Consider the following 12,660-nt stretch of genomic DNA (forward strand, 5'->3'; position numbering starts at 1 on the left):
TTTCATCAGCGTCTCAGGTTATTAATAAGGCTGTATTTCCTTAGCACAAGCTAAATCAGTGTAGTGGTATTCGCTATCTATGCTGACCAAAAACTAAAACACCACCAAACCCGCAGGATTGCGGGTTTTTTAATACAGTCAACCAACTATCCGCAAAGCGATAAGCATCATGCAAAGCGGGCAGTTCTACTCAGCTAACCATTGGTTAATGGCATCATACATAAAGTCTCTGATGATCGGCTGTGCTGCTTTATTAGGGTGTAAATTATCATCCTGCATTAGTTCGGGCTTACCTGCTATCTCAAGCATAAAATAAGGCATCAGGTGACTCTTTGTTTGTTCTGTTACTTGTTGGTAGCTTTGCGTAAACATAGTGGTGTAGCGCGGCCCTAAATTAGGAGGAATTTGGATTTCCATTACAGCCACTTTCGCGCCGAACTGCTGGCTCGAAACAACAAGCTCAGTAAGATTGGCTCGTAATCGCTTGATTGGGAACCCTCGTAGCCCGTCATTCCCACCTAATTCAATCAATACATGGGATGGGGCAATAGTTTGTAATTGTTGATCAATTTTAGCTAGAGCATTACCAGTTGTTTGGCCGCTGACACTCACATTGATAATTTCGATCGGATTTTGTTCTGCTTCGTATTTATTTTGTAACAATTTAACCCAGCCATCGTCTTGTTTCAGGCCATAAGCGGCGCTTAAGCTATCACCAACTATCATGAGTTTTTGCTTGGCATTTGCGCTAATAGGCGCCATTAAAATAACAAGTATGAACAACAACTTTAGGAAATAGTACTTCATGTCAGTGCTTTCTCAGTTAAATATGATCCAAGTAAAAGACCTTACTAAACAGGTCTCTACAGTTGAAGGTAATCTAACTATCCTTAGTGATATAAATTTCACTGTCAAGTCTGGCGAGTCCGTCGCCATCGTCGGAGCCTCAGGCTCAGGCAAGTCTACCTTGCTAAGTTTACTCGCAGGGCTAGACATCGCCTCCAAAGGAGAGGTTCACTTGGACGGTGAGCCGCTACAAACAATGGATGAAGAAGCCAGAGCGCAACTACGCGCGGAAAAGGTTGGCTTTGTATTTCAATCTTTTATGCTGGTTCAAAGCCTAACCGCTCTTGAAAATGTCATGCTTCCTGCAGAACTAGCTGGGGACAAAGGCGCAAAAAATCAAGCAACGGAGCTATTAGAAAAGGTCGGCTTATCACATCGCTTAACCCACTACCCATCACAGCTTTCAGGTGGTGAGCAGCAACGAGTGGCCATTGCGAGAGCCTTTGTTGGCAAACCTAAAATTCTATTTGCTGATGAGCCGTCGGCTAACTTGGACAGTAAGAATGGCCACCTTATCGAGCGCTTACTATTTGATCTAAACAAAGAAAATGGCACGACCTTAGTGTTAGTTACACATGATGAGCAACTCGCCCAACAATGCGATCGAATCATTCATATTGAAGCGGGTAAGCTGGAGGTAATAAAACAAGGAGCATCGGTTAATGTGGTTTAAGTTAGCACTCACTTTATTCTCTAGAGAGTTAAGAAGAGGCGAGCTAACCATCATTCTTGCAGCGATTGCGCTTGCTGTACTGACGGTGTTTAGCTTATCTTCGATTACCGAGCGGATCCGCTTGAATATAGAGCAAAAATCCGCAGATTTTATCGCAGCCGATAGAAGGCTATCGAGTAACCATGACTTTGATGACAGAGTCCTGACCACCGCACAAGATTTTGGCTTAAACACCGCAAAGCAGGTCTACTTTGACTCTATGTTATTTGCCAATGACGAGCTCGTTTTAGGCTCGCTCAAAGCAGTGACAGATACTTATCCACTCAGAGGCGAGCTAACATTAAGAGACCAACTTGATGGAGAGAATTACCAAGCTCAAGCTGCGCCCAAAAAAGGCAATGTGTGGCTCAGTGAAGGCTTATTTTACTCACTTGATCTCAAAGTTGGTGATGAGGTAGAAATAGGAGCTGGACAGTTTACTGTGAGTAAAGTACTCATTAACGAACCTGATGCCCCCTTTTTCTCACTCGCGGGGAATAAACGTGTACTTATTAATTATGACGATATCCCTGTGACTAAGGCTATTCAGCCAGGAAGCCGCGTATTTTATCGATTACTGTTTTCAGGCTCCGAGCAGCAGTTGACAGACTACTACACATGGCTCAAACCGCAACTCAAAAACAACCAGTCTTGGCAGGGAATAAAAGACAGGCAGTCCCCTCTTGGAGAGAATCTAGCCCGATCAGAGAGCTTTTTACTCCTAGCGGGGTTATTCGGGATCATGCTCGCAGCGGTAGCAATGGCGGTTTCTGCAAAGCGCTACTGCGAACGTCAGTATGACCCAGTAGCCATGATGAAAACCTTAGGTGGAAGCAGAAAAACTATACGCCGTATTTATCTGCTACACCTATCTTTGGTTACGTTTTTTTCTGTTATTTTGGGTCTTGCAATTGGCTATGTATTACAAAGCGTAGGAGCATCTTATCTAGTAACCTTTATGGATACCAACTTGCCGGAAGCTGGCTTTAGACCTTGGCTTCTGAGTATTGCGGTGGGAGTCGTCTGTGCCATGATGTTCTCGTTAAAGCCGTTATTAGATTTATTTGATATTCCGCCGCTACGCGTCCTTAGGCGCAACCTGGGAGACACCATTGCAGTTAGCCGGATCCATATGGCGCTCTCAGTGTTCACTATTTTTGGCTTAATGTGGCTATTTAGTCGTGATATTAAGATCACTGCGATTTTGTTCGGTGCAACTTTACTGCTCATGGCGGTATTGTTCGTTATCTCACGGCTGCTGTTTTCAGCAGGTCGAAAACTTGGACTAAGCCCAGGCTCAAGCTGGTCTTTGGCTATTGCTACCTTGCAAAAACGCGCTAATGCAAACGCGATACAGCTTATAAGCTTTGCTCTGGCTATCAAATTAATGCTGTTTTTAGTGGTGCTTAAAAACGACATGATCTCAGATTGGCAAATGCAAGTGCCACAAGACGCGCCAAATGCGTTCTTTATCAATATCTCGGAACAAGAAATTCAGCCAATGCAACAACAGCTGGATGACAATGGTATTAAACATGAGCATTTTTATCCCGTCTTTTTAGGTCGAGTCAATGCCCTAAACGGAGAAGTGTTTGCACGTCGAGTGTCACTTCAAGAAGGTGAAGAGAAAGACGATGAAGCGCGAGAAGGGGTAGGGCGAGAACTCAACCTAACATGGCTTAATACACTACCAGAAGGCAATGAAGTCGTTGACGGCCAATGGTTTGATGACTCTGATACACTTCAAGTTTCGGTTGCACAAGGACTTGCTGAACGTGTAGGAATTAAGGTCGGCGATACGCTTAGCTTTTTGATTAATAGTCAGACGCTTGACGCTAAAGTAACAAGTTTACGTAGTGTCAACTGGGGGTCGTTAAAGCCAAACTTTGTGATGATATTTAACGATCAAATTGCTGGCCAATTTCCAGTGACCTATTTTACTGCTGCTAAGTTAAAAGAAACAGACACGAAAGTAATCAGCCAATTTTTGAAAGATTACCCGACTATCAGCATGATAGATATTCAAAGTAGACTTAAACAAGCGCAGTCTATGATTTCTCAAGTCTCTTTGGCTATCAGTTTTGTCTTGAGTATTGTACTGATAAGTGGTGCTTTGGTTCTTATATCGCAAGTTCAAGCGAGCCTTGCAGAGCGGATGCAAGAGATTGTTATCTTGCGTACTCTTGGCGCCAAAGGGCGGCTCATTAAATTAGCAACACTTTACGAGTTTTTGCTACTCGGAGCACTCGCAGGACTCGTTGCAGCCGTTGTAAGCGACGTTACTCTGTTGGTGATCCAGATCCAAACCTTTGATGTTGATGGTCGATTGCATCCATATATATGGGTACTTGGACCTGCAACAGGTGCAGCATTTGTAGCAACTATCGGCTATTTTATGGTTGCAAAGACCATGAAGCAAAACACCCAAGGCCTCTTACGCAAACTGGCTTAATACCGTTAACCAGAATCTAGACTCACCCATGTAAAGGTGAGTCTAGATAATGGGCCAAAACTCTCTCACCTTGATCTTTACAAACCCCAATTACGTACCTACCTTTAACTAGGGCTGCGCAGTACTAATGCAAAACCAAAGGATACCAAAATGGATAGGATACCGGTTAAAGGCATCATATTTGACTTAGATGGCACATTAGTGACATCAGAACTTGATTTTTCTCTTATTCGGGCACAGATTGGGTGTCCGTCAGGGCATGATTTACTCAGTTATATCAACTCATTGCCATCTCCATATATGCGAGAAGAAGCAATGAATATAGTGCACCAACATGAGCTTTGCGACGCACAACATTGTGAAGTGATACCTGGGGTGAAGCCAGTGCTAACGCAGCTTTCTCAGATGGGTGTACCACTTGCTGTGGTCACCAGAAACTTTGCTAAAGCGGCACAATTAAAATTAAAAGCGACGGGACTCCCTATACCTCTGACACTCACCAGAGATGATGCCCCCGCCAAGCCAGATCCAACGGCACTCCTGCGAGTCGCCCAAACATGGCAAGTTCCTTCTTATCAATGTGTATACGTTGGAGATTACTTATATGATATACAGGCCGCACACAATGCTCAGATGCCTTCATGTCTATTTGCTCCTAACAATATACCGCACTACGCGGAGCAAGCAGATATTGTCATTAGGGACTTTTCACAACTTGTAGATGCGTTATGCACACTCGATATTAACAGGTGTCGAGATTTGGCTTGATACAAGTAGCAAGTTTTATATTGACTGTGCGCCTGTATCCTCTTTTAAAGCACCTCTATTGCTAACGTGTTTATTGGAGATGTAGCACTCTATCTCTGTATTGTGAGGTAAGCGTAATCACTCAGATCCAACATTATACCAATTTGACTTAATACTTGCTCAATTTGAAGGAGTAAATCTGACGCTAACCGCGTTAAAAATTTCTTATTTAGAACAACTAAATAGCAAAATTTTTGCCAGGTTATCGACAAGATTTTCTCGCCTCAAAGTAGACCACTTAATTAAGAAAATTGGTATTACTTAGCTACTGCATAATACCACTTTCTTTGTCACGAAAAGTGGTAAAAGTTCATGCAGGTGTAGTAAAGTGGTGTGACGCTTTTTTGGCAAAAATAGGAAAGTCCGTCTTACTCATTTACTTTGGATGACTCATACTCTATCCAAATCTTAGATTACGTAAGGCAGTAGTTAGGATACATAATGATAAATAAAAACACGCTAATTGCAGTATATGAAAGTGTATTAATTACACTGCTTAACGAGCGCAAAAGCGCACTACATTTTTATATTAATCAAAACGCTTTTTCACATATGTCTCTCTCGGTTGAGTTTTGGCACTATGATATTAATTGGCAAATTCACAGTCATCCAGAAACGCATTTTTCTCCTCACCATCACTTTTTAGCAGCCCCATTTATCACCTTGTCTGACTTTGAGGAAGATCACTCTCACGTCTATGAATTAAGAGATATAATGGAGAGTTGGGAAAAGCTAGAGCAAGATGGTGATGGTACCTTAGAGGATATGTTATGTTTACTCTCACATGAAGCACTCGCTGAAGCATTAAATAAAAACACGGTTAAGTCGTTACTATTGACTCTTTTTTCAGAAAACCCAGCTTTACAAACAAAGTCACTGCATGAACTGGTCATCGTAAAGGATCCTGATGGCCGCTTTGATAAAAATTTCATGAATGTTGCCGCATAGCCGCCAACATTCATAAGGCACATCAATTTACCGTAAAATCTAGAGTCACGAAAAAGTGTAAGCCCCTTTTTTAAAGGGGCTTTACATAAACCAAAGCCCTTCCTTTGTATTGTAGCCTGACACTGAAGCGAATAGATTTAGGATTCACCTGATTGTTACCTGTGAGCAAGGAGGTGGTCGTTGCCATCAAGCTTAGACCGAGTATATGACTCCTCGGCAGGACAAGAAAAATTAAGTTGGTTACCCAAGCATAGTTTTGCTAACGTGTTGGATATGTTAGATAGCGAAATAGCTGAGGTATTACCTGTTATAAAGAGCAGCTAGGAAGCTATTTACTTATGGCAGCTGCCATATGGGTTTCTTCAATTCATTGAGTTCAGAGTAAAATCGTTAAATAACTTTTAGGAAACCTACAAATTTAAAGGGGTTATCAGCGACGTTGCTTAGTCGTTTCACTTTGCTATTTCGTTGCCATATATCATAGTGTTTATTTAAGTATAAAATCCAACACAAATACTATATTGATAAGTCAGTTCTGAATTAGGATAATTAATCAGGTCATAAGGAGATTGATATGAGAACCCATTTACTTTCTATTGTATTGGCTAATAGCATAAGTATGCACGCATTGGCCGATCAGTCGCATTTAGTCAATGCGGATTTTGAACAAGGCTATAACGAATTTACGGCCTCTAACCCACAAACAGCGCAATTAACTTTAAACCAAATTGAACCTATCTCTGGGCTACAAAGTTTGCAGCTCTCGTTAACTAACTGGAGTAGCGGTAGCTACAGCTATTTCTATCCTTGGGGGCAAGCACCAACGCTTTTAGGCATGACGCTCAGGGCAAAAGTGAAGCTACTTAACCCAGTTCAAGGTGGAACATTACAGCTTCGCAGTTTAGTGAAGGTGAACAGTGGTCAACATATTCAAGATAGTATCAATTTGAATCCGTTCACAGAGCAAATTCAAACAATTTGCCAGCCCATCATATTGTCTGAAGATGAACAAGTTACAGGGTACTCTATCGCCTTAGCGTTGCAAGGAGGTACAGCAGAGGTGTTGCTTGATGATGTGACATTAACCCCTGATTTGCCAAACGAAGCATGTGCCTCAGATATTGATGACGGTATACATAATAACCCCAGTTTAGAGCCAAGTTATTTGCTCCCCGCTGATAGAATAGCTCGGCTTGCTCAAGCCGCTCAGAAAGAAACCCCAGCTTGGCAAACGTTCCAGAGTAAGCTTGCTGCCAACCTTGCAAAAGAGCGTATATATAATACTTGGGACTACGCTGGCGCGTACGCGCTGAGCTATCGTATAACAGGAAATAAAATACATGGCACAAAAGCCAAGCAGCTATTTTTAGAGCGATACGTAAGTGAGCCGATCGTAGGGTGGCAGTATTACAGCAATCGAAACTTGTTTCGCTCACAGGCCCGTTGGTCGCAGTATACGTACGCATGGGCGAAGACCATGTTTAGTGAACAACAGCAACGGGATATTGAAGCGATCTTTGCGTTATGGGGCGACTACTGGCTTGATTACTTGGGCTATAGTGATGACTTTTCGAAAATGCGCTGGCAGGACACAGATGAAGTCACCTCGCTAGCGGAAAACCTTTCTTTACTGGGTATGACGCTACAAAACGCTCATGATCCTCAGATCCGAGAGAAAAGTACACAGTACTTAAACGCCGGAGATCGATTGTTAAAAGAATACGTTGTCGATAAGTTTATGGATGATGTTATGGCTGGCGGCGTATGGGCTGAGGGTGTTGATTATAGCCCTGGTACTATGATGCACTGGATGCGCTTGTACATGTACAATAAAGAGCTACGTAATATTGATTATCCAAACGATTACGCAGAGCAGGTAGTACTGGCTTATCTCCATCAAACCTTGGCTGGTGGCACAGGTATGTACTTTTATGGTGATCAAGAGCATGTTGATGATTACGTGCCTCTCTCAGGTGATCATCGCTATGCCATGATGCTGCACTTAATCGCTATGGTCGAAAATCCAGAGCGCCGAATTCAGGCTCAAGCTTGGCTTGAACAAGTCATCGAAAAAGAGGGCTATCCAAACGGCTCAATGGACACGGGATTAGAGCGCGTGTTATTCGAACCAGAAGAACCAATCAGTGAGGCACCACAGCAGCCCAGCACATTTTTTTATGCGCCTGGAACAGGGCTAGTCGCATCACGTTCTGATTGGTCTCGTTCAGCAACCAACTTGTATTTTTTGAATAGCCCGGCGATTGTAGACCATCAACATTTCGATACACTCTCATTTGATATAGCTCATGCTGGAAAATGGATAACCAAAGAGATGACCGGGTATGGTAAGTTTGCTATTAACTCAACAGCCCATAATACCATCTTAATTGAGAATGCCACTCATGATGGCTCTTCTAATCCAGCACACAGAGCGGCTGGTCGTGGTCAATATGTTACTTTATACGATAGTCCTAAAGTGAGCTTCATCGCAGCACGTGCCGAACAAACCTATAATATGTTGGGTTATTGGCAAGCAAGTTACGCGAAAAAAATCGCAAGACAACTGGTTTTTTTAAAGCCCAATATCGTTCTGGTTTACGATAGCATTGAAACTGAGCCAAGTGTGATCCGTGACTTAATGCAATACCATCAAGAACTTGGATTACAGGAAGGTGATAAGTACGTGCGCAGCGTGAAGCAAAATCAACGCTTTTTAGCACAACCTATATTCGATGGTAATAGGGTGTCGAGCATAAATGACGGGAAAGAATTTATCTATCAGCCTATTTTACCTAAAGACTATACTTTATCGATAGTTGACGAGACTCTGTATTATCAAGATGTACTGACCTATCAGGCTCCATTGAACCAGCGTAAATGGCATACTCAATTAGAAGCAAATACCCCCCAAGTCAATAATGAACTGCTGTCAGTGTTAAGTTTTGCAGATGTAGGTGAGGTGCCTGAAGTTAATGTACAAGAACTTGATGAAGTATCGCCTTCTCATTTAGGAGTGTATGTGCAAGCTGCTGGACGGGTAGATGAGATAGTCTTATTCAGCAAAGAATTGTTATCTCCATACGCACAAGATATTTATTTCACTCAGCCTGTCGAGTCTGGGGCAACGGTCCATATTAATGGATTAGCCGCAGGTCAACGTTATCAATTACTTCACGATGGGCAACAAGTACAATTGCGCGCTGATGAACAAGGAGAGATGCTCGTGAGCGAGCAGGGTATGCTTATTTTCCATCTCTAGTATTATTTTCATGAATTTTAAAAAGCCAGCTAAAGTCATTAGCCGGCTTTTTTGTATTAGGTGTCTATATGACAAAAGCCAAGAGCGTCTATAGATGCCTTTGATTTTTGAGTTATACCTACTCACTTAATTCAGTGCGTTATTTTGAGGCGATAAAATCTTGTCGATAACCCGCGAAAACGTCCTGCTATCACCAGGGTACCTGCATCCTGTAGGCAAAGCAAACTTAGGCACCAATAGCCGGTTATTGGAAGTGAATTCAACGCAGCTAGTGTCTGATTTGCACCTTCACAATGAGCAATGTATTAACAATCATTGATATTAGGAAAGGTGAATCTCCCATAAATGTGACAAGCAAAGGGGTAGATAACTTCTACCCCTTTGTTTTATTCGTAGTCTGATGCGTAAGTATCTTCATAAGAGTGAGAGTAAAACTCGAATAGGTTACCAAATGGGTCTTCTAAATAAACCATTTGCGCTTGCTTGAGTTCATCTTCGGGGTGGTAACGATGAATATCCATACGAACTTTGCCACCATACTCTTCAACACGTTTAATCGCAGTATCAAACTGCTCTTTTGGCAGCTGTAAACAAAAATGGAAGATACCAAGGCGAGAAAAATCAACGTGATGACGCTCTTCGCGATCAACCATCTCAAAAAGCTCAACACCAATACCATCAGAAGTGACTAGGTGAGCAATATTGAAGCCTTTGAAGCCCTCACCGAATACCGCAATACACATGCGACCAATCGCTGATTCTCGCTCTTCTATCACCTTGGTGTTATTCATTACTATTCTGAGGCCTAGCGCTTTGGTGTAAAACTCAACCGCTTTGTCCATATTGCCAACCATAATACCGACATGATTCATTTTCATAAATTTCTCCAACATTTTTCAATAGCAACTCGACTTAGTCAGTAAATTCTATGGCGAGACATTGATTATATGAAATTATCAATTATTATTAATTCAATAATTTATTGTTATGGCTTTATTTGTGCTCAATCCAGTTTGGTTAGAAACATTTATTACCTTAGTTGATACGGGGCATTTTACAAAAACCGCCGAGAAGCTGTATATGACTCAACCGGGAGTTAGCCAGCATATCAGCAAACTTGAGGAATTGTGTGGATATAATTTAATTAGAAGAGATAAGAAGTCATTCGCGGTTACCGAGCAAGGTCGGTTAGTGTACAACTATGCCAAAGCATTGATCAGGGAGGAAAAGCTGCTCTTTGAGCAATTAAATTTTGACGACCCTTTATCAGGAGAGTGTACTTTAGCATGTTCTGGCTCAGTAGCCTTATTGCTTTACCCAAAGTTATTACAACTTCAAGTTCAACACCCCAATATTCATATTAATATTAAAGCAGCACCAAATCATCAAATTTTGACTGACATCAAAAACGGCCAGATTGATCAAGGAATTGTAACCGATATACCCAATGAGAGTTTCTTTGATTTTGAAACGCTTGGTCAAGAAGAGCTCTGCTTGATTTTACCACAACAGGCCAATATCAGTGATCGTTACGCGCCCTTACTTTTAGAGTTAGGACTAATCAGTCACCCAGATGCCGAGCATTATTTATCTTTGTATTTTAAGCAATCCAAAGAGCAAGAACTCACACAACTAGATGTTAGTAAAATCCCTATCGTTGGTTCAATTAACCAAATTAGTCAAATCTTAGAGCCAATCGCTCAAGGTGTGGGCTTTACTGTGCTACCAAAAAGTGCTGTCGACGGCTTTCATAGCACTAAGCATTTACAAGTTTTGCGGCCAACACAGCCAGTAATGGAAAGTTTATATTTGGTCTGTAAAAAAAACAGAGCATTGCCCGCTCGTTATCGCGCCTTTAATACAATTATTCGGCAGGTATGGGCGTTTAACTGATACTAGTACTTAGCCAAAATATCAATAACAGAAGTGAATAACGGAAGGGTGCTGGGTGCCAGCATGAATTTTTTATCCGTATTAAATGTATCAGTGTAAACCTGCATAACCCAAATCATACTGAAAAAACCATCGAAAAACTCGTCATAGAATTTTCTTTGGCCCACCGGCATCTAGAGTAATAACAAGTGTCTGGCTACTCAAATTTGAGAAAAGTGTAGAAATACATGCAAGCTCTTTCCGCTCTTTGGCTGAATGAACACTATCACAATAAGATTGACACAGACTGCTGATCATCGGCAACACTGGAAGTGTGACGACGTCAAAGTGGCTTGGTAATCACACTTATTTATCAAACTGTTTAGTCTAAAGTTTATATTTTTATCGTAGCTCTTGTTACATTAGAGTGTCACTCTAGACAGCGTGGCTATTCTTTCAGAATCACGACTTGGAAAGTCTGGGTCTACGTAAATGTACATTCTAGATATCAAATTATCATTACATTCAAATACACTACAAAAGCGCCCTGATGATATATGATTATCCGGCCACTTTGTGCCATCGCGCATGACTCCGCCTTCTTGCCCTTCTACCACAACAGTATTCCCAGAGACAATAAAGTTAAATTGCTCAATATCATGCCAAATACTATTGAGTGAGCTCCCTATCTTGTCACCAAACTCTAGTAATGCTTGTTTGCCAACCGCATCGCCAAATTTGGGGAAAAAGAATGTAACTTCGTCGTGAAACAGGTCTATATAGGTTGGATCTCCAGCATCTATCTTTTCAAAGTAGGCTTTCACCAACGTGATAAGGCTGTTTTTTTCCATATTTGAATTACTCCTTGTAATTGGATTGTCGCCATAGTTAATTAGGGCGAAACGCCAAAAAGCAATATACACAGTTCAAAAACCAGATAAAAAACAAAAACCTCCCCGTTGATTGCGCAATAGGTACATGCTAGTTTACGGATAAGTAAGGTGCTGAGCATCTACCAAAAATGCAAACTCAAATACAGCTAGTTGATACTTGCTTTTCATATAGCTTTTGTATTCACTCGAGTTGTTTTTGCAAGGTTTCGGCATCGGGAAGAGACACGATAGCCACTTTGCTCCAATATCAGTCAAGGTAATCTACGCCGAGTGTTAATATAGTGAGATAGACTTTTGTTTCAACTTAGAGAATTTAATACCAACGATGTCGCCCCTCTAGTCGCTATTTTGAACGATCCAGAAGTTACTCGATACCTCTCAACTAAAATTCCGCAGCCCTATACCCAACAAGACGCTCTGTGGTGGATAGAAGAGGGAAGTAAACAAGGCTATATTCGAGCAATTTGTGATGGTCAGCAACTTATCGGCTGTATAGGTGTCAACCCTGGGGAATTTGAATACCAATGCTCAGGGGAGCTTGGCTACTGGCTCGCAAAAAGTCATTGGGGCAGGGGAATAACACATCAAGCGGTTTTACAAATAGTTACTGCTGTGTTCAATGACACCGACGTTGTAAGGGTGTTTGCGAGCGTATTTGATGAAAATCACGCCTCAATAAAGCTACTAAAAAAATCAGGCTTCGAACAAGAAGCCATACTCAAGCGCGCAATTTTCAAAGCAGGGCACTTTTACGATTGCCATATTTTTTCGGTATTAAAGCCTTAAATCGATACGCAGTTTGCCACTATCTACTTTTTCTCGGTCTGTGTATTGATGACGTTTAATTATATAAATACTCCCCCAATAAAAC

Annotated in this window: 10 protein-coding genes and 1 pseudogene; 8 read left to right on the top strand and 3 right to left on the bottom strand. The window is 41.7% G+C overall.

Features of this window, described 5'->3' with window-relative positions:
- Positions 1 to 186: 186 nt before the first annotated feature.
- Positions 187 to 807: an arylesterase gene (locus tag EAG18_RS04630; RefSeq protein ID WP_125251233.1), complete on the bottom strand. Its 621-nt coding sequence runs from the start codon at positions 805 to 807 to the stop codon at positions 187 to 189.
- Between EAG18_RS04630 and EAG18_RS04635 the strand changes: the two genes are divergently transcribed.
- The 6 genes and pseudogenes from EAG18_RS04635 (at position 806) to EAG18_RS04660 (ending at position 9,024) form a co-directional block, all read left to right on the top strand.
- Positions 806 to 1,519 (top strand): ABC transporter ATP-binding protein, encoded by a 714-nt coding sequence (locus tag EAG18_RS04635; RefSeq protein WP_125251234.1) that lies wholly within the window; start codon positions 806 to 808, stop codon positions 1,517 to 1,519. The two genes, EAG18_RS04630 and EAG18_RS04635, sit on opposite strands and share 2 nt — an antisense overlap.
- Positions 1,509 to 4,010 carry an FtsX-like permease family protein gene (locus EAG18_RS04640; protein WP_125251235.1) on the top strand — a complete coding sequence of 834 codons (2,502 nt, stop codon included), beginning with the start codon at positions 1,509 to 1,511 and terminating at the stop codon, positions 4,008 to 4,010. The genes EAG18_RS04635 and EAG18_RS04640 overlap by 11 nt, the downstream gene beginning before the upstream one ends.
- A 150-nt stretch (positions 4,011 to 4,160) precedes the next feature.
- On the top strand, positions 4,161 to 4,778 hold the full coding sequence (locus EAG18_RS04645; RefSeq protein ID WP_125251236.1) for an HAD family hydrolase: 618 nt from the start codon (positions 4,161 to 4,163) through the stop codon (positions 4,776 to 4,778).
- 480 nt (positions 4,779 to 5,258) lie between these two features.
- Positions 5,259 to 5,765 (top strand): hypothetical protein, encoded by a 507-nt coding sequence (locus EAG18_RS04650; RefSeq protein ID WP_125251237.1) that lies wholly within the window; start codon positions 5,259 to 5,261, stop codon positions 5,763 to 5,765.
- Between the two features lie 168 nt (positions 5,766 to 5,933).
- Positions 5,934 to 6,089, top strand: a pseudogene (locus EAG18_RS04655) (NAD(P)-dependent oxidoreductase); the annotation flags it as partial.
- A 250-nt stretch (positions 6,090 to 6,339) separates the two neighbouring features.
- Positions 6,340 to 9,024 (top strand): heparinase II/III family protein, encoded by a 2,685-nt coding sequence (locus tag EAG18_RS04660; RefSeq protein ID WP_125251238.1) that lies wholly within the window; start codon positions 6,340 to 6,342, stop codon positions 9,022 to 9,024.
- A 386-nt stretch (positions 9,025 to 9,410) separates the two neighbouring features.
- On the opposite strand, the gene EAG18_RS04665 is transcribed toward EAG18_RS04660, so the two are convergent.
- Positions 9,411 to 9,902 carry a VOC family protein gene (locus EAG18_RS04665; RefSeq protein ID WP_125251239.1) on the bottom strand — a complete coding sequence of 164 codons (492 nt, stop codon included), beginning with the start codon at positions 9,900 to 9,902 and terminating at the stop codon, positions 9,411 to 9,413.
- 121 nt (positions 9,903 to 10,023) lie between these two features.
- On the opposite strand from EAG18_RS04665, the gene EAG18_RS04670 reads away from it, so the two are divergent.
- A complete protein-coding gene (locus tag EAG18_RS04670; RefSeq protein ID WP_125251240.1) occupies positions 10,024 to 10,917 on the top strand; it encodes a LysR family transcriptional regulator in 894 nt (297 codons plus the stop codon).
- Between the two features lie 401 nt (positions 10,918 to 11,318).
- Here the strand turns inward: EAG18_RS04670 and EAG18_RS04675 are convergent, their stop codons facing one another.
- Complete coding sequence (locus tag EAG18_RS04675) at positions 11,319 to 11,747, bottom strand: nuclear transport factor 2 family protein (protein WP_125251241.1); 429 nt, start codon at positions 11,745 to 11,747, stop codon at positions 11,319 to 11,321.
- A 336-nt stretch (positions 11,748 to 12,083) separates the two neighbouring features.
- Here EAG18_RS04675 and EAG18_RS04680 point away from each other — a divergent pair, with 336 nt between their 5' ends.
- On the top strand, positions 12,084 to 12,575 hold the full coding sequence (locus tag EAG18_RS04680; protein ID WP_125251242.1) for a GNAT family N-acetyltransferase: 492 nt from the start codon (positions 12,084 to 12,086) through the stop codon (positions 12,573 to 12,575).
- Positions 12,576 to 12,660: the final 85 nt, after the last annotated feature.

Origin of the sequence: Pseudoalteromonas sp. J010, assembly GCF_003934235.1 — a bacterium.
GTDB lineage: Bacteria > Pseudomonadota > Gammaproteobacteria > Enterobacterales > Alteromonadaceae > Pseudoalteromonas > Pseudoalteromonas peptidolytica.

Bases quoted from the DNA above. Each gene is read 5' to 3' on its own strand.
- EAG18_RS04635 (WP_125251234.1), top strand. From the start codon at position 806: ATGTCAGTGCTTTCTCAGTTAAATATGATCCAAGTAAAAGACCTTACT.
- EAG18_RS04630 (WP_125251233.1), bottom strand. From the start codon at position 807: ATGAAGTACTATTTCCTAAAGTTGTTGTTCATACTTGTTATTTTAATG.
- EAG18_RS04640 (WP_125251235.1), top strand. From the start codon at position 1,509: ATGTGGTTTAAGTTAGCACTCACTTTATTCTCTAGAGAGTTAAGAAGA.
- EAG18_RS04645 (WP_125251236.1), top strand. From the start codon at position 4,161: ATGGATAGGATACCGGTTAAAGGCATCATATTTGACTTAGATGGCACA.
- EAG18_RS04650 (WP_125251237.1), top strand. From the start codon at position 5,259: ATGATAAATAAAAACACGCTAATTGCAGTATATGAAAGTGTATTAATT.
- EAG18_RS04660 (WP_125251238.1), top strand. From the start codon at position 6,340: ATGAGAACCCATTTACTTTCTATTGTATTGGCTAATAGCATAAGTATG.
- EAG18_RS04665 (WP_125251239.1), bottom strand. From the start codon at position 9,902: ATGAAAATGAATCATGTCGGTATTATGGTTGGCAATATGGACAAAGCG.
- EAG18_RS04675 (WP_125251241.1), bottom strand. From the start codon at position 11,747: ATGGAAAAAAACAGCCTTATCACGTTGGTGAAAGCCTACTTTGAAAAG.